The sequence below is a fragment of the Reyranella sp. genome, assembly GCF_036558665.1.
In the GTDB taxonomy this organism is placed as follows: Bacteria; Pseudomonadota; Alphaproteobacteria; order Reyranellales; family Reyranellaceae; genus Reyranella.
Window position 1 is genome coordinate 126,974 of the sequence record NZ_DATBFE010000013.1, and the last position, 15,863, is coordinate 142,836.

Genomic DNA, 15,863 nt, shown 5'->3' on the forward strand with positions numbered 1-15,863 from the left:
AGACCTGCCTAGGACAGACCGTCGATCTCGCCGCTCGCCGTAAATCCGATACGCTGGGCGGCCGGTGCGCGGGGCAGGCCTGGCATGCTGAGGATCTCGCCCGCCATCGCCACCACGAAGCCCGCCCCCGCCGACAGGCGCACTTCGCGAATCGGCAGCACGTGGCCCGTCGGCGCGCCGCGCAGCATCGGATTGGCGGAAAAGCTGTACTGCGTCTTGGCGATGCAGACCGGCAGTCGGCCGTGGCCTGCCGCTTCGAGTGCAGCCAGCCGCCGCTTTGCCGGATCGGCGATGACGACCTCGCCCGCGCGGTAGATCTCCCTGGCGATCGTTTCGATTTTCGCGGCAAGCGGAAGATCGTCGGTGTAGATCGGCTTGAAACGAGCCTGCGCTTTGTCGACGGTCTCCACCACCGCCTTGGCCAAGGCCACGGCCCCCTCGCCTCCCTTGCTCCAATGCTCACAGAGATAGGCGCTGGTGCCTGCAGCGGCGCACTTGTCTTCGATCGTCGTCAGCTCGGCCGGTGTGTCGCTTAGAAAGCGGTTGATGGCGACTAGCACCGGCAGACCGTACTTGCCGAGATTCTCCACGTGACGCAGCAGGTTCGGAAGGCCTCTCCCGACCGCCCCCACATCCTCCTTGTCCAGGGTCTTCTCGTCGGCGCCTCCATGCAGCTTGAGTGCCCGCACCGTGGCGACGACGATGGCGAGGCCGGGCTGCAGCCCCGCTTGCCGGCATTTGATGTCGAGGAACTTCTCGGCCCCGAGGTCGGCGCCAAATCCCGCTTCGGTGACGACATAGTCGCCAAGTGCAAGGGCGGCCCGCGTTGCGATCACGGAATTGCAGCCGTGCGCGATGTTGGCAAACGGGCCACCGTGGATCAGCACCGGATTGTTCTCGAGCGTTTGGACGAGATTGGGCTTCATCGCCTCCTTGAGCAGCACGGCCATCGCCGCGGCGGCCTTCAGGTCACCGGCCGTCACGGCCTTGCCGTCCGACGTTTCGGCGACGACGATGCGCGCCAGCCGTTTCTCGAGATCAACGAGGTCGCGTGCAAGGCAGAGGATGGCCATCACTTCCGATGCGGTGCTTATGTCGAATCTCGTCTGGCGGGGAAAGCCGTTGGCCACGCCACCGAGGCCGACCACGGTGGTGCGCAGGGCACGGTCGTTCATGTCGATCACGCGCGGCCAGAACACGCGGCGGCTGTCGATGCCGAGATCGTTGCCCCAGTAGATGTGATTGTCGAGCATTGCGGCGAGCAGATTGTGCGCCGTCGTGACTGCGTGGAAGTCGCCGGTGAAATGCAGGTTGATGTCGTCCATCGGCACGGCTTGCGCCTGACCGCCCCCCGTCGCGCCACCCTTCTGTCCGAAGCAGGGACCGAGACTCGGTTCGCGCAAGACGATGGCCGTCTTCTTGCCCAGCAGGTTCAGCGCGTCGCCCAGCCCGATGGTCGTGGTCGTCTTGCCTTCACCTGCCTTGGTGGGATTGATGGCCGTCACCAGGATCAGCCTGCCCGGCTTGCGGCCTTCCAGCGACCTCAGGAATGCGGCATCGAGCTTGGCCTTGTCGCGCCCGTACGGCTCGAGCGCTTCCTCGGGGATGTCCAGTCGCCGGGCGACCTCCGGAATGGGCTTCTTGATTGCGCGCCGCGCGATCTCGATATCCGACATTACGCTCCTCATGTACGGGGCGCGACCGTAGCGAGACCGGTCCATCCCGCCAACAGGAGAGACGATGAAAAGCTGGGCAAATATCAGCGGCGCACTTGCCGACTATGTCGACGTCAACTGGCTGCGCGAAAGCCCGCTGAAGCGTCGGCTGCGCGAGGAAACCGCCGCGATGCCGCGTGCCGGCATGCAGATCTCCGCCCACCAGGGCCAGCAGATCGCGCTGCTGGCGCACGCCATCGGCGCACGCCGGGCAGTCGAGGTCGGCACCTTCACCGGCTACTCCTCGCTGTGCATTGCGGAGGCACTGGGCGAGGGCGGCAAGCTCTGGTGCTGTGACGTCAGCAAGGACTGGACATCCATCGCCCGGCGCTACTGGCAGGAAGCAGGTCTCGACAAGCGCATCGAGCTCACGATAGGCCCTGCGCTCAAGACGCTCGATTGGCTGCTGGCGCAAGGGCTGGCCGGTCAGATCGATCTTGCCTTCATCGATGCGAACAAGGACGACTACGACGCCTACTATGAGCGCTGTCTGATGCTGGTGCGGCGAAGCGGTCTCATCCTGATCGACAACGTGCTGTGGGGCGGTTCCGTCGCCAACCTCGCCGACACGGATGAGGACACCCGGGCCATCCGCGCGCTCAACGCCAAGCTCAAGACCGACGAACGTGTCGACCTTGCTCTCTTCGCTGTCGGCGACGGCATGACCTGCGCACTGAAACGGTAGAGAACCGGAAATCCGGCGATCCGAAAGTCGCGATCGGTTCAGCGGTCGAGGAGTCAGGCATTGCCGAAGATCGGATGCCTGACCTTGTCGCCCGGCTTGATACCGAGCAGGCCAGCTGTCCCGCCGTTGATCTCGAGGACGGCACGGACGGGATATTCGCTGGGAATGGTATCCGTCGAAAGCGGTTTGGCGTTGGCATGGATGTGTTTGATGATCCCGTTGCCCGCGATGAAGATCATGTCGAGCGGGATCAGCGTGTTCTTCATCCAGAAGCTCACCTTCTGGTCGTGGTAGAAGTCGAACAGCATTCCTTCATAGGGGCCGAGCGTCTTGCGGAACATCAGCCCGTGCTCGCGCTGCGGCTCGGTGAGCGCCATCTCGACATCGAATCTCAACTCGCGCGAGCCGGTCACGATCGTCAGCAACGAATGCTCGTACTTGATCTCGCCGTCCTGGCTGCACGCGGCGGTTGCCGCTACCATGAGGGGAATGCCGAGCACGAAGCGCCGACCAAGCCGACGCGAATTGAACCCTGACGCCATGGCGCCCTTAGTGCGCGACGATCGCGGACGCGGTCAAGCTGCCCGGATCTCGACGACCTGCAATCCTTTCTGACCTTCGGCGATCCGGACCATCACCTTCTGGCCGGGCGTCAGCGATTCCATGCCGTGACGACGCAAGACCGCAGCGTGGATGAAGATATCGCCATCCTCTGCCTCGCGCGTGACGAAGCCGTACCCGCGCTCGTTGTTGTACCACTTGACCAAGGCCGTGATGTAATCGCCCATCGCAACGCCATCCGGTATGGATGGCGGCTTCGGCGCGACGGCGACGGCCGTCGACTGATCGACGTCGAGCACCCTCATGACCTGCCAGCCTTTGGGGCCGCGCACGCCAGCGCAAGTCACTGTCGCGCCAGGCTTGAGATCCTCATGCCCGGATTGGCGCAGTGTCGTCACATGCAGGAACGCGTCGCTGTTGTCACCTTCGAGGGCCAGAAAGCCATATCCCTTGACGGCGTTGAACCATTTCACTCGACCACGCAGCTCAACCGAACCGACGTCCCCGCTTACTTCTCCCTGTTGGGTCGTCATTCAACGATCCCTGTTGTTATGCAGAAATCCTAGCAGTCCGGCGGACGGGTGCAACAGCCCTTGTGCCCGTCCGGCCTCTCACGTAACGACAGACCCACTGCAGCGAGAGGACGGGGGCGGTGTTCAGAACAGACCTGTTTCAAGGAAAGCGCCTCCTGGTGACCGGCGGCGGGACCGGCCTCGGGCGGATCATGATGGAACGCTTCGTGGAACTGGGCGCCGATTGCGTGATCTGCGGCCGACGGGGCGCCGTGCTCGAGGAGACGGCCCGAGAGGTCATGGCGAGGCACCCCGGCCGGCGGGTCGAGACCCATGTGGTCGACATACGGGTCGCCCCTGCGGTCGAGGAGATGATCGACCGGATCTGGGCCAGCGGACCGCTCGACGGCCTGGTCAACAATGCCGCCGGCAACTTCATCTCCCAGACCAAGGATCTCAGCCCCAGGGCCTTCGACGCGATTGCCAACATAGTCCTGCATGGCACGTTCTACACCACGAACGCTTGCGGCAAGCGCTGGATCGCCGAGAAGCGGAAGGCAAGCGTGATCAGCATCCTCACGACCTGGGTGTGGACGGGCAGCCCCTTCGTCGTGCCCTCGGCCATGTCGAAGGCGGGCGTGGCGGTGATGACCCAGAGCCTCGCGGTGGAATGGGGACATTACGGCATCCGCCTCAATGCCATTGCGCCCGGTCCCTTTCCCACCGAGGGCGCATGGGCGCGGCTGAACCCCATGAAGGACGACGACAACCAGCGCTACAAGGCTCGCAATCCCCTTGGCCGGGTCGGCCGGCCGAGCGAGCTCGCGAACATGGCGGCGTTCCTGATGAGCGACGAAGTCGAATACATCAACGGCGAGGTCATCGCGATCGACGGCGGCATGGGCATCATGGGCAACGGCACCTTCTCCCACATGCTCGCCCATGGCGAGGACGACTGGCGCCGCATCCGCGAGCAGATCCAGTCGACCAACGCCGTCGACAGGGCCAAGCGCAGCTAGACGAGCGCGGCGGCGAGCGTGCGATGGAAGTGGCAGATCGCACTTTCGAAGCGGCCGAAGGTAAAGACGTCGTTGGCGCCGCTGGCCAGCCCGCGCTGGATTGCCTGCACGATTGCCCGATCTTCCATTGCACCGGTCGTGCCGACAAACTCGGCGTCGCGCCTGGCTTCGGCGAGTGCTGCCGGGTCGTCTCCGCCACCGTTCGTCAGCGTGTAGGTGAATTGGCGCGTTCTATCGATCGCCAACGGCTCGAGGACAACGAGGTTGGTGTGCCGTGAAAGCACCGTGATCAGCACGTTGGGGAAGAGATGATAGACGTAGGTAAGAAGCCCTTCTACGCGCCGCTCCTGCGACGCGATCTTCGCCAGCTTGGCGATGCGCCGGAACGGATAGGTCACGCGGCTGTGCCGACCGAAGAAATCGATCACGTTCAGATTGTCGAAACCGTAAGGCAAGAAGCTCTGGGGATGCGTCGATTTGATGTGATAGCCCTCGATGAAGCCCTCGAGAAAGATCTTCCAATTGACATCGAAGTCGCGCTCGGCACTCGCGAACAACCGTTGATCCGGCCCGATCAGTCTGTTCAGCCCGTCCAGGGAATCGTCGCCGATCGCCGGCTCGTCCTGCGTGACGAATACCAGGCCGAACCTTTCGGTCGCCGTGACCGGTACCAGCGGGTGCGTTTCCTTGTCGAAGCCGGGGAACCCCTGCTCATGTGGAATATGGCGAAGCTTGCCTTCGAGACTGTAAGTCCAACCGTGGTAGCGGCAGACGAAAGCACGTGCGCAGCCACCGCCGTCGGCGACCTGCATGCCGCGGTGGCGGCAGGCATTGCGGAACGCCCGCACGTTTCCGTCCGTCCCACGCACCGCAACGATCGGTGTGCCGGCAGCCTCGCGGGCAAGGTAGGAACCTGCTTCCGGAAGAGCTGCCGATGGACAGAACGCAGTCGGTGAACGTCGCAGCACCTGTTCGATCTCGCGTTGAAGCCGTTGCGGAGAACGATAGTTCGCTACCGGCTCGCTCCACACCTCACTGCCCATGTCGGTCGTACCGTTTGCAATATGATCAAGGACCCGTTGCGCCACCGATTGGTCGTCCGTCCCCATCGTCATGCTCTTGCCTCTTGCTTGCGATCCGCCAGCCTACGCCCCGCCAGCGACGAGTGCGATGAGTCCGGATGGCCAGAGTGATCGCCACCTGGCATCCCGGATGAACGGAGCACCAGGCCGTACGATTGATACGAACCGATACTGTGGCTTTTTCGCACCACTGGACCAGAATCGACCATTGACCCCGACCGGCATCGCCGGTGACGCCTCATTTGAGCCAAACTGTCATGGTGGTTTGGGTTCGGGTTTTATCGACCAGGTTCGGACGAGCATCACTCGTGTGGTTCAGCGACAAGTCGTTCTGTGGGATACGCCGGCGCCTGGTGGCGCTGCGGTCGCTGCAGGCAGCAACATTGTTCGTGGCCATCTCTATGAGCCTGTGCGGGACTGCTGCAGCCCAGACCGTCCGGCAGTGGACTGGAACTTCGGCGCTGACCCGCCAGCCGGCGCAGGTATTTGCCAGCACGATGGCCGAGTGGCGCAGTCTCTGGAGCCGGGTCGGCAAGGCGGCGCCCGATGTCTTCGAGTCGGGACGCATGAGTGCCGTCGGGATATTCCTCGGCCAGCGTTCCGGCCCTGGCTATTCGGTGAATATCCTCTCGGCAGGCCGTCGCCGTGACCGCTTCATGCTGATTTTCGAGGAGCGCGCTCCGGACGATGTCATGATGGCTGAACGTGCCTCGCCGACGCCGCATCCGGTCGCGGCCGGTCCGGCGTTCAATGCCGGAGGAGCGGCCGCGTTCGCCCCGCACGCGGTCACCAGCCTTCCGCCGGTGCCTGTGCATCCGGCGGGATCGCCGACTTCGCCGTGGGCCATCGTTCTCATCGACCGCGTCGATCTGCCCATCACCGTGGAGCAGCGCCTGTTCCGGTAGCGAAACGGAACGTCGCGGCATTCGTGATCAGTGTGAATGGCGCGGCACTCCTCTGGTCTGCGCGATCCTCTGGAAGTCGATGGCAAAGTCGAGGCACGCACCGCTTGCGAGCTGTCCCACGAACTTGCGCTGAAGCTCCTGCCACGGAGTCTGGCTCTCCTTGATATTGGGCTTCCAGACCGCCTTGCGCTTCGCGAGCTCGGTGTCGCTGATCATGATATTGGCGGTGCGCTTGCCGATATCGATGCGCACCTTGTCGCCGGTCTCGAGCAGGGCAAGGCCGCCGCCCACCGCTGCTTCCGGCGAGGCATTCAGGATCGAAGGGCTTGCCGAGGTTCCGCTTTGCCGGCCATCACCGACGCACGGCAGCAGGAGCACGCCGCCCTTCACCAGCCGATCCGGCGGCAGCATGTTCACGACCTCGGCGGCGCCCGGGTAGCCCACCGGACCCGTGTTGCGGATGAACAGGATGCTGTTCTCGTCGATCGGCAGCTTCGGGTCGTTGATCCGGTGATGATAGTCCTCCGGCCCCTCGAAAACGATGGCCGTGCCCTCGAACGCGTCCTTGTCGCCCGCACGCTCCAGATACTTCTTGCGGAACTCCGGCGAGATCACGGATGTCTTCATGATCGCCGAATCGAACAGATTGCCGGAGAGCACGGCAAAGCCCGCCTGATTGAGCATTGGCTTGTCGTAGGACTTGACGACCTCTCCGTCCGGCGCCGGCGCGTCCTTGACATTCTCCGCCATGGTCTTGCCGGTGACCGTCATGGCATCGCCGTGGATCTTCTTCTTGCGCAGCAACTCGTGCATCACGGACGGCACCCCGCCGGCGCGATGAAACGCCTCGCCGAGGTACTTGCCCGCTGGCATGCAGTTCACCAGCAGCGGGATCTCGTAGCCAATGCGATCCCAATCCTCGTTCGAAAGCGTCACTCCGACATGGCGGGCGATGCCATTCACATGCGGCGGACAATTCGTCGACGCGCCGAGCGCGCTTGCCGCGACAATGGCGTTCTCGAACGCCTTGCGCGTCAGGATGTCCGACGGCTTCAGGTCTTCCCACACCATGCCGACAATGCGCTTGCCGGTCTCGTAGGCGATCTGGCCGCGCTCACGATAGGGCCCGGGAATGGCCGCGCAGCCCGGCAAGGACATGCCGAGCGCCTCCGCCATGCTGTTCATGGAAAGTGCGGTTCCCATGGTGTTGCAGTGGCCCACGCTCGGCGCGCTGCCGGCCACCCATTCGAGAAATTTTTTCAGATCGATTCGGCCCGCCGCGAGCTCCTGGCGAGCGTACCAGACGATAGTGCCCGAACCAGCGAGTCCGCCGGCAAAATGGCCATCGAGCATCGGCCCGCCGGAGAGCACGATGGCAGGGATGTTGACGGTCGCCGCCCCCATGATCATGGCGGGCGTTGTCTTGTCGCAACCCGTCGTGAGGACCACGCCGTCGAAGAAGTAGCCGTAGAGGCACTCGACCAGACTGAGATAGGCAAGGTTGCGGTCAAGCGCGGCCGTCGGCCGCTTGCCGGTCTCCTGGATGGGATGGACGGGAAACTCGATCGGGATGCCGCCCGCATCGCGGATGCCGTCGCGTACGCGGTGTGCCAGTTCAATATGATGACGATTGCACGGCGAGAGGTCGCTGCCGGTCTGGGCGATACCGACGATCGGCCGTCCGCTATGCAACTCGGCGAGGGTCAGGCCGAAGTTCATGTATCGCTCGAGATAGAGCGCCGCCATCGTCGGATCGCCCGGCGCGTCGAACCATTCGCGACTGCGCAGGCGGCGCTTGCCGTTGCTCTTCTTGCTGGCGGCCATCCTGTTCCTCCGATCTTGATCGCCCAAGCGTGCGAGATCGGGCGCGAGAGATCAAGCGGGCGACGACGCCCGATCGCGTTCCAGCGCCACCTCTTCCTGCAGACTGGCAACGTCCCGGAAGATCGAGGCGACGGCGAGCGTGCGGCCCTTCACCTTGTAGCGCAGCAGGCAATCCTTCGCCGCGATGTCGCCGTCCACCGTCAGCTCGTCCCATCGTTCGGCATGGCCGACATAGTTGATGGGAATGTCGTAGTGCTGGCTCCAGAAGAACGGGACGGCGGTGAATGCCTCGCGATGCCCCAGCATGTTCAGCGCCGCCGCCTGGCCCTGGCGTTCGGCGACGACCCAGTGCTCGACGCGGATCGGCTGCCCGCTGTGTGGATCGGGCCAACGCGCAATGTCGCCGGCGACATAGATCCCGGGAGCGCTCGTCTCCAGAAAGGCGTTCGCGACGATCCCGCGGTCGACGGCAAGGCCCGCCTTCTCTGCGAGTTCGATTCTCGGCCGAACGCCCACGCCCATCACTACGAAATCTGCTTCCAGCGCACTGCCGCTTCTCAATCTCACAAGCTTGCCGTCGATTGCAGCCGGCGCATTGTCGAGATGGAAGACCACGCCGTGCTCCTCATGAAGGGCGCGCACGAAATCGCCCATGCCCGGTCCCAGAATGCGCTCCATCGGCCGCTTCTCCGGCGCCACGACATGGACCTCGATCTTGCGTGCCCGCAGTGATGCGGCGACTTCGAGACCGATGAAGCTCGCGCCAATCACGACAGCGCGGCGCGCCACCTTGGCCTGCTCGATGATCGCCCGGCTGTCCGATACCGAGCGCAGGATATGGACCGCCGGCCCGTCCGCGCCTGGTATGGTCAAGCGCACAGGCTCGGCCCCGGTCGCCAGAAGCAGGCGGTCATAGGAGACGCTACCGCCATCAGATAGCCGCACCTGGCGTGCCCCGGGATCGATATTCGCGACGCTCGTACGCAGCCGAAGGTCGATGCCCTTTTCGGCGTAGAAATCATCCGGGCGCAACGGCAGCCATTCTTCCGGCGCACTGCCGGCAAGATAGTCCTTGGACAGGTTGGGCCTGTCGACGGGAGCCGCATCGTCGTTGCTCAGCATGACGATGCTGCCTTGATACTGCTCCCGCCTCAGCATCTCGGCGGCCGCAAAACCGGCTGCGCCGCCGCCGACAATCACGATCCGGCCTGGAGCCGCAGTCGCAGGCTTTGCCCGAACCACCGCTCTGGTCGCGGACCGCTTGCCTGTCACGAAGATCTTGCCGTCGCGCCGCTCCACGGACCAGCAGTCGAGCGGACTCAAGGCCGGCGGACGCAATGCCTCGCCATCGCGAAGGCTGAAGCAGGCATGATGCCAGGGACACCGTACCGTGCCGTCGACCATGAGCCCTTCGGCCAAGGGACCGTGATAGTGCGTACAATGCGCTCCCACCGCAAAGACGTCCTCGCCCTGTCGCGCGAGCAAGACATCGTCGTCGCCGACATGCCCGACGAGCATGGTCCCGTCGGCGAGATCGGCGAAAGGAATGCCCTGGGTGAGGTCGGGGCCGGTCGGCTTGGCCTGGTCGTCAGCCATCTTGCAAACTCCCTTTCGATCGTGATTGTCCCGAGTCAACGTCCTTGAGTGCGGTTCGGCGCCATGGGAAATCTCCGGCACCATGTCTGCGTCTCCGTCCATTGTCTGCCTCGGCGAACCCCTGATCGAGTTCAATCGACCGCGCGAAGGCGACGGCCGTACCTGGCTGCAGGGTTTCGGCGGCGATTCGCAGAACGTGGCGATCGCGGCGGCGCGACAGGGCGCCTCGGCGGGCTATCTGACCGGCCTGGGACAGGACTGGATGGGCGACGCCTTTCTCGAGCTCTGGAAAGCCGAAGGCGTCGATGCTTCCAGAGTGAGCCGACACCCCACAGCGCCGACCGGCGTCAGCTTCGTCACTCACACGGAAGCGGGCCACAAGTTCGACTATCTGCGCAAGAACTCCGCGGCGTCGCTGATGCAGCCCGAGCACTTGCCAGCCGACTACATTGCCGGCGCCCGCTTCTTCCACCTGTCGGCGATCGGCCAGGCGATCAGCGAAAGCGCGCGCGCCACCTGCGATGCTGCCATTGCGGCGGCGCGGGCTGCAGGGGTCAAGGTCTCCTACGACACCAACCTGCGCCTGCGGTTGTGGGACATCGACACCGCGCGCCACACGATCGACGCCACGATTGCCCGATGTGACATCGCCCTGCCCAGCCTGGACGATTCCCAGCAGCTCACCGGCCTGAAATCACCCGAAGCCATCATCGACTTCTATCTCGGCTTGGGGGCGCCGCTGGTAGCCTTGAAGATGGCCGGCGAGGGCTGCCTGATCGCCACGCGCGGCGAACGAATCCGCTTGCCAGGCCATCCTGTGAGGCCGGTGGACGCCACCGGCGCCGGCGACACCTTCGACGGTTCTTTTCTCGCGCGCCTGCTCGCCGGCGACGACCTCGAGGCCGCCGGTCGCTACGCCAACGTCGCCGCCGCGCTCTCTACGGAGGGTTATGGCGCCGTCACGCCCATTCCGCGCCGTGACGCGGTCCTGGCGGCCCTCAAGGATGCGCCGACCCGCGTTTGAGGGTGGCGGCCGCCCGGGCCAGCTGTTCGATTTCCAGCCACCGGCCGGCGGCCACCATGGCACCCGGGGCGACCCACGATCCACCCACGCATGTCACGTTCGGCAGGGCGAGATAAGCTGCCGCATTTTCTTGGCTGATCCCACCCGTCGGGCAAAATTTCACGCCGGCCAACGGCGGTCCGACGGCCTTCAGCCAGCCCAGACCGCCGGCAGAACCGGCAGGAAAGAACTTCAGGAGCCGAAAGCCCTGTTCGCCGAGCGTCAGGGCCTCCGACACCGTCTGCACGCCCGGCAGAAAAGGCATTCCTGCCGTCTTGATCGCTGCCGCCAGAGCATCCGTGCAGCCTGGACTGACGCCAAAGCGTGCTCCCGCCTCCCGGGCCTCACCGAGTTGCCTTTCGTTCAGGATCGTACCCGCGCCAACGATGGCATCCGGAACCGCAGCGACGATCGACTTCACCGCCTCGACCGCGGCCGGCGTCCGCAGGGCTATCTCCAGCACAGGCAATCCGCCTTTGACGAGGGCGCGCGCGAGCGGAACGGCGTCGGCAACGCGATCGATCGTGAGGACGGGAATAGCCGGCGCCAGGCCGGTGATGGCCGCAATATCCATCGTCAAGTGCTCCGTCGTGAAAGGGTGCTACCCTCCCGGCTTCCACAAGGCCGGAGGATGTCATGCCAGACCACATCAGGCACCCTGGTATCCAGAAGGAGCTGAACAACGTCGAAGAATGCCTGGACGAATTCGACGAGAAATTCGACGTAGCGACGCGCTCGGATCAGGCAATGACGGCGATCGTCCGTCTTGGGGAAGCGCCCGGCGGCCAATTGGCCCAGCAGCAGGTGAACCAGGTTCTGGGCGGGCTGATAGAGCGGATGGGCGACATGACGGTGAAGTTGTCCGAGGCCGTCCGGCACTTGAAGTCGGCTGTCGACCTGATGTCGAAAGAGATGCCAAAGCCGGAGCCTCACCGTCCGTTCTTGCGTTGACTCCACAGGCCGCGGATGGAGAAGTGCAGATGTCCCTGCACGACGGTCCAGCGGTCAGACGCTCCAGCCGCCGTCGATCAAGCTGATCGTGCCCGTCGTGAAAGCCGACTCGTCGCTTGCCAGGTAGACTGCCAACGCGGCGACTTCCTCGGCTGAACCAAAGCGGCCAGTCGGCTGGCGCTGCATGAAGAAATGGCGGGCGTCCGTGCCGCCGCCCAGGCCCGCAATGCGCTCGTCGAGCGACGGCGTTTGCACAGTGCCCGGGCAGATCGCATTGCAGCGAATGCCCGTGCCCACATAGTCGACGGCGACCGATTTTGTAAGCCCGATCACTGCGGCTTTGGTTGTGCCATAGACGAAGCGCAGGGCCGCCCCCTTCACCGAGGAGGCCGCCGAGGACATGTTCACGATCGAGCCGCCGCCCTTGCCGAGCATGGCTGGCAAAAATGCTTGGATCGTCCAGAACATGCTACGGACATTGAGGTCGAACGCGAACTGCCATTGCTCGTCGGTGGCGTCGAGCACCGATCCGTGGTGGACGAAGCCCGCGCAGTTGAAAAGCACATCGGCCGCGCCGACCTCCCTTGCCAGTGCATCGATCGCGCGCTTGTCCAGGACATCGAGCCGCCGTGTCTGGACGCCAGCGATGCCCGATAGCGCCTGCAGTTTCGTCGCATCGATATCGGTCGCCCACACCGAGCCACCTTCACGTGCGAAAGCGCGGACGGTCGCGAGGCCGATCCCCTGCCCCGCCGCCGTCACCACGCAAACCTTGCCTTCCAGCCGCATGCCCGCCTCGCTATTGGTTGATCAAGCCTCCCTCCTTGTAGGACCTTTTGGCGCCAACATGCAGCATGGTGCCGATGCCAGTGAGCGCGGTGCTGAGCCGGGGTCACGCCCTCTTGGCGAACCCGAATTGAGCAGCTTGCGCTGCCAGGTTTCAGAGCGTGGCCGCAATCTTGCAGATCCGGCCATCCGCTGTGCATGCACGCCGATGGTTTTCGCCGCTCCAGTCCATCTCAGTTGACACCCACGACCCGGCTCATCGTGGGGCCGATCTCGGCATGGACGACAAGGTCGGCATCGTCGTCCTGGTCGGTGGGATCGCGATTGACGATCACGAGCTTCGCGCCGTTGCGCTTGGCGACCTGCGGAAATCCCGCCGCGGGATAGACCACGAGCGAACTGCCGAGCACGATGAAAAGGTCGCACGACTGGGCCTCGTGCTGAGCCCGCGCCATGGGAATCTCGGGCATCGCCTGACCGAAGGAGATTGTGGCCGTCTTCACCATTCCGTCGCACTTGTTGCAGATCGGCAGCTTGCCCTTGTCCAGAAACGCCCGCTTGATCGGCTCCAGCTCGTGGCGCTGGCCACAATCGAGGCACGTTGCGTAGGTAGTGTTGCCGTGGAGCTCGATGACCTTCGAGTCCGGCACGCCCGATCGCTGGTGCAGGCCATCGACATTCTGGGTGATGACCGCGCTCATACGTCCCTGCTCGACGAGCTTGGCGAGCGCGCGATGCCCGGCATTGGGTTCCGCCTTCAACACCGTCTCGTCCGTTGCGAATTTCCGGCGCCACGCCTCCCGCCGCATCTCCTCGGAGGAAACGAAATCGTCGAAGTAAATCGGCTGGTACTTGGTCCAGATACCGCCCGGGGAGCGAAAGTCAGGGATGCCCGATTCGGTCGAAATCCCCGCACCGGTGAAGGCAACGATGCGGTTGGCCGAAGCGATCATGTCGTGCAGCCGCCGGATATCATCCATGCTTCCTCCCTTCATCCGATCAAGGCGAAGGCACGGTTCCATTGTGCATGGAAACGACTCCGGTGGCGACGCGGATCGCCCGGCAGGCGGTGACCATCTTGCTGGTCACCGCCGCCATGAAGGCCGGCGCGTTGGAGTGATCATGGCCCGCCAACACGGCTTCCACCTGCCTGGTTCAGCGGCCCCTGAAGAGGGGTTTGCGCTTTTCCATGAACGCGCGGCGTCCTTCGACATAATCCTCGGAGGCGAAACAGTCGCCGACCAATTGCGCCACCCGATGGAAATCGGGCTTGCCGTCGAGCCGCGTCAACTCCTCGACCGTGCGTTTGACTGCATGCATGGTGAGCGGCGCGTTCTCGCCGATGCGCCGGCAATAGTCGCCGACATAGGCGTCGAGCTCGCCATCGGGCACGACGCGGTTGACGAGCCCCATGGCCAATGCTTCCTGGGCGCTGAACAGGCGGCCGGTATAAAAAATCTCCTTGGCGAAAGACGGTCCGACCACGTTCATCAAAGCGTGGATGCCGGCAGCGCGATAGCCCAGGCCGAGCTTGGCGGCGGGGACGCCGAACTTTGCATTGTCCGACGCGATCCGGATGTCGCAGGTAAGCGCGATCGCCACGCCGCCGCCCACGCAATAGCCGCGGATGCGGGCGATCGTCGGCTTCGCGCACTTGACGAGACGGGAGTTGGCCACCTCGCCAATCTTGTCGTAGTGCGCGACCTGCTCGGGCGTGGCCCGCGCCTTTTCGAACTCCGAGATATCGGCACCGGATACGAACGCCTTGTCGCCGGCGCCTGTGACGACGATGACGCGGATTGCCGGATCCTGTTCGAACTCTTCGAGGATCACGGGGATGGCTTCCCACATGTCCGACGATGTGGCGTTGTGACGTTCCGGCTTGTTGAAGATCAGACGGCCGACCGGACCGTCCTTTTCCGCGATCATCCGTGATGTGGGACTGATCATAGTTCCTCCTCAGATCACGCCGCGCTTGCGAAAATCCGCGATCGCGCCCGTGTCGTAGCCGAACTCCTTCAGCACCTCCTCCGTATGCGCGCCCTGCTCCGGCGTAGCCGAGCGCATCTCGAATGGCGTACGGTTCATGTTGATCGCCTGGCCGATGAGCTCGATGGCCCCCAGCTTGGGCGAGTTCACCGGATGCGCCATCCTGAGGTGCTTTACCTGCGGGTCGGCGAACATCTCGTCCATCTTGTAGATGGGGCCGGCGGGCACGCCGGCATCGTTGAGGAGCTTGACCAGTTCGGCGCTGCCGTATCTGGCGACGCGCTTGTTGATCTCCTCGTTCAGCGCGTCGCGGTTGCTGGCGCGCGCTTTGTCGGTGGCGAAACGTTCTTCGCTCTCCAGCTCGGGCGCCTCGATCGCCTTGCAGAAGCGCTTGTAGATATGGCCGCCCGACGCCGCGATGTTGACGTAGCCGTCCTTCGTCTTGAAGACGCCGGTCGGGATCGAAGTGGGGTGATTGTTCCCGGCCTGGCCCGGCACGTCCCTGGCGATGCTCCAGCGCGCGGCCTGAAAGTCGCACATCGAGATCATGGCCTGCAGGAGCGATGTCGAGATCCACTGGCCCTGGCCCGAACTCTCGCGCTCCAACAGCGCAATCAGGATGCCGATGGCGCAATGCAATCCAGCCCCCACATCGGCGACGGCGATTCCGGCGCGCACCGGCCCCTGCCCAGGCATGCCCGTCACCCACATCAGGCCGCCCATGCCCTGGGCGATCTGGTCGAACCCCGCACGTTCGGCGTAAGGCCCGTCCTGGCCGAAACCCGATATAGAGCCCAGGACGATCCGCGGATTGACCTCCTTCAGGCTCTCATAGTCGATGCCCAGTCGGAACTTGACGTCGGCGCGGTAGTTCTCGACCACCACGTCCGCCTTCTCGACGAGCTTCATGAAGACGGCGCGTCCATCCGGCTCCTTGAGGTTCAGCGTGATCGAGCGCTTGTTGCGGTGAAGGTTCTGGAAGTCGGGACCATGGCGCGGCCCCCCCATGTCCATGTCTCCGGCTCCGGGCGGCATCTCGATCTTGATGACGTTGGCGCCCCAGTCGGCGAAATAGCGCACCGCCGTCGGCCCGGCGCGCACCCGGGTCAGGTCGAGCACGGTAAAGCGGGCAAGCGGTCCTGCGGTCATTGGCCTACTCTTGTTGCGAAGAAACA

The 15,863-nt window shown here is 64.2% G+C and carries 16 protein-coding genes; 5 read left to right on the forward strand and 11 right to left on the reverse strand.

Annotated features, from left to right (window positions below):
* Positions 1-8 precede the first annotated feature (8 nt).
* The gene (locus VH499_RS03040) at positions 9-1,688 is read right to left on the reverse strand and encodes a formate--tetrahydrofolate ligase (protein ID WP_332051206.1); all 1,680 of its coding nucleotides are present in this window, start codon (positions 1,686-1,688) and stop codon (positions 9-11) included.
* A 52-nt stretch (positions 1,689-1,740) separates the two neighbouring features.
* Here VH499_RS03040 and VH499_RS03045 point away from each other — a divergent pair, with 52 nt between their 5' ends.
* Entirely contained in the window at positions 1,741-2,400 is a 660-nt protein-coding gene (locus tag VH499_RS03045; protein ID WP_332051207.1) for an O-methyltransferase, read from the forward strand.
* A gap of 53 nt (positions 2,401-2,453) precedes the next feature.
* On the opposite strand, the gene VH499_RS03050 is transcribed toward VH499_RS03045, so the two are convergent.
* Together VH499_RS03050 and VH499_RS03055 are read right to left on the reverse strand one after the other, a co-directional pair.
* Positions 2,454-2,942, reverse strand: a complete 489-nt coding sequence (locus tag VH499_RS03050) for a DUF192 domain-containing protein (protein ID WP_332051208.1) — start codon at positions 2,940-2,942, stop codon at positions 2,454-2,456.
* 33 nt (positions 2,943-2,975) lie between these two features.
* Positions 2,976-3,494 (reverse strand): cold shock domain-containing protein, encoded by a 519-nt coding sequence (locus tag VH499_RS03055; RefSeq protein WP_332051209.1) that lies wholly within the window; start codon positions 3,492-3,494, stop codon positions 2,976-2,978.
* Positions 3,495-3,613: 119 nt separating this feature from the next.
* Here VH499_RS03055 and VH499_RS03060 point away from each other — a divergent pair, with 119 nt between their 5' ends.
* Positions 3,614-4,492: an SDR family oxidoreductase gene (locus tag VH499_RS03060; RefSeq protein WP_332051210.1), complete on the forward strand. Its 879-nt coding sequence runs from the start codon at positions 3,614-3,616 to the stop codon at positions 4,490-4,492.
* Here the strand turns inward: VH499_RS03060 and VH499_RS03065 are convergent.
* Positions 4,489-5,607 (reverse strand): aromatic ring-hydroxylating oxygenase subunit alpha, encoded by a 1,119-nt coding sequence (locus VH499_RS03065; protein ID WP_332051211.1) that lies wholly within the window; start codon positions 5,605-5,607, stop codon positions 4,489-4,491. The two genes, VH499_RS03060 and VH499_RS03065, sit on opposite strands and share 4 nt — an antisense overlap.
* A 197-nt stretch (positions 5,608-5,804) precedes the next feature.
* Between VH499_RS03065 and VH499_RS03070 the strand changes: the two genes are divergently transcribed.
* Positions 5,805-6,479, forward strand: a complete 675-nt coding sequence (locus VH499_RS03070) for a hypothetical protein (protein WP_332051212.1) — start codon at positions 5,805-5,807, stop codon at positions 6,477-6,479.
* 27 nt (positions 6,480-6,506) lie between these two features.
* Here the strand turns inward: VH499_RS03070 and VH499_RS03075 are convergent, their stop codons facing one another.
* Both VH499_RS03075 and VH499_RS03080 read right to left on the reverse strand, forming a co-directional pair.
* The gene (locus tag VH499_RS03075) at positions 6,507-8,303 is read right to left on the reverse strand and encodes an IlvD/Edd family dehydratase (protein WP_332051213.1); all 1,797 of its coding nucleotides are present in this window, start codon (positions 8,301-8,303) and stop codon (positions 6,507-6,509) included.
* Positions 8,304-8,354: 51 nt separating this feature from the next.
* On the reverse strand, positions 8,355-9,899 hold the full coding sequence (locus VH499_RS03080) for an FAD-dependent oxidoreductase (RefSeq protein WP_332051214.1): 1,545 nt from the start codon (positions 9,897-9,899) through the stop codon (positions 8,355-8,357).
* An 82-nt stretch (positions 9,900-9,981) separates the two neighbouring features.
* On the opposite strand from VH499_RS03080, the gene VH499_RS03085 reads away from it, so the two are divergent.
* On the forward strand, positions 9,982-10,923 hold the full coding sequence (locus VH499_RS03085; RefSeq protein ID WP_332051215.1) for a sugar kinase: 942 nt from the start codon (positions 9,982-9,984) through the stop codon (positions 10,921-10,923).
* Here VH499_RS03085 and eda read toward each other — a convergent pair.
* Positions 10,898-11,536, reverse strand: a complete 639-nt coding sequence (gene eda / locus VH499_RS03090) for a bifunctional 4-hydroxy-2-oxoglutarate aldolase/2-dehydro-3-deoxy-phosphogluconate aldolase (protein ID WP_332051216.1) — start codon at positions 11,534-11,536, stop codon at positions 10,898-10,900. The two genes, VH499_RS03085 and eda, sit on opposite strands and share 26 nt — an antisense overlap.
* A gap of 62 nt (positions 11,537-11,598) precedes the next feature.
* On the opposite strand from eda, the gene VH499_RS03095 reads away from it, so the two are divergent.
* Positions 11,599-11,913 carry a hypothetical protein gene (locus VH499_RS03095; protein WP_332051217.1) on the forward strand — a complete coding sequence of 105 codons (315 nt, stop codon included), beginning with the start codon at positions 11,599-11,601 and terminating at the stop codon, positions 11,911-11,913.
* Between the two features lie 54 nt (positions 11,914-11,967).
* On the opposite strand, the gene VH499_RS03100 is transcribed toward VH499_RS03095, so the two are convergent.
* The 4 genes from VH499_RS03100 to VH499_RS03115 form a co-directional block, all read right to left on the reverse strand.
* Positions 11,968-12,702 carry an SDR family oxidoreductase gene (locus VH499_RS03100; RefSeq protein ID WP_332051218.1) on the reverse strand — a complete coding sequence of 245 codons (735 nt, stop codon included), beginning with the start codon at positions 12,700-12,702 and terminating at the stop codon, positions 11,968-11,970.
* A gap of 230 nt (positions 12,703-12,932) precedes the next feature.
* The gene (locus VH499_RS03105) at positions 12,933-13,679 is read right to left on the reverse strand and encodes a Sir2 family NAD-dependent protein deacetylase (RefSeq protein ID WP_332051219.1); all 747 of its coding nucleotides are present in this window, start codon (positions 13,677-13,679) and stop codon (positions 12,933-12,935) included.
* A 175-nt stretch (positions 13,680-13,854) separates the two neighbouring features.
* Positions 13,855-14,649 carry an enoyl-CoA hydratase gene (locus tag VH499_RS03110; RefSeq protein ID WP_332051220.1) on the reverse strand — a complete coding sequence of 265 codons (795 nt, stop codon included), beginning with the start codon at positions 14,647-14,649 and terminating at the stop codon, positions 13,855-13,857.
* Between the two features lie 9 nt (positions 14,650-14,658).
* Positions 14,659-15,837, reverse strand: coding sequence for a CoA transferase (locus VH499_RS03115; RefSeq protein WP_332051221.1), 1,179 nt, complete (start codon positions 15,835-15,837; stop codon positions 14,659-14,661).
* Positions 15,838-15,863 lie beyond the last annotated feature (26 nt).

Coding starts and splice junctions, on each gene's coding strand:
- VH499_RS03065 (WP_332051211.1), bottom strand. CDS start 5,607: ATGACGATGGGGACGGACGACCAATCGGTGGCGCAACGGGTCCTTGAT.
- VH499_RS03040 (WP_332051206.1), bottom strand. CDS start 1,688: ATGAGGAGCGTAATGTCGGATATCGAGATCGCGCGGCGCGCAATCAAG.
- VH499_RS03115 (WP_332051221.1), bottom strand. CDS start 15,837: ATGACCGCAGGACCGCTTGCCCGCTTTACCGTGCTCGACCTGACCCGG.
- VH499_RS03105 (WP_332051219.1), bottom strand. CDS start 13,679: ATGGATGATATCCGGCGGCTGCACGACATGATCGCTTCGGCCAACCGC.
- VH499_RS03055 (WP_332051209.1), bottom strand. CDS start 3,494: ATGACGACCCAACAGGGAGAAGTAAGCGGGGACGTCGGTTCGGTTGAG.
- eda (WP_332051216.1), bottom strand. CDS start 11,536: ATGGATATTGCGGCCATCACCGGCCTGGCGCCGGCTATTCCCGTCCTC.
- VH499_RS03100 (WP_332051218.1), bottom strand. CDS start 12,702: ATGCGGCTGGAAGGCAAGGTTTGCGTGGTGACGGCGGCGGGGCAGGGG.
- VH499_RS03075 (WP_332051213.1), bottom strand. CDS start 8,303: ATGGCCGCCAGCAAGAAGAGCAACGGCAAGCGCCGCCTGCGCAGTCGC.
- VH499_RS03095 (WP_332051217.1), top strand. CDS start 11,599: ATGCCAGACCACATCAGGCACCCTGGTATCCAGAAGGAGCTGAACAAC.
- VH499_RS03050 (WP_332051208.1), bottom strand. CDS start 2,942: ATGGCGTCAGGGTTCAATTCGCGTCGGCTTGGTCGGCGCTTCGTGCTC.
- VH499_RS03080 (WP_332051214.1), bottom strand. CDS start 9,899: ATGGCTGACGACCAGGCCAAGCCGACCGGCCCCGACCTCACCCAGGGC.
- VH499_RS03045 (WP_332051207.1), top strand. CDS start 1,741: ATGAAAAGCTGGGCAAATATCAGCGGCGCACTTGCCGACTATGTCGAC.
- VH499_RS03085 (WP_332051215.1), top strand. CDS start 9,982: ATGTCTGCGTCTCCGTCCATTGTCTGCCTCGGCGAACCCCTGATCGAG.
- VH499_RS03110 (WP_332051220.1), bottom strand. CDS start 14,649: ATGATCAGTCCCACATCACGGATGATCGCGGAAAAGGACGGTCCGGTC.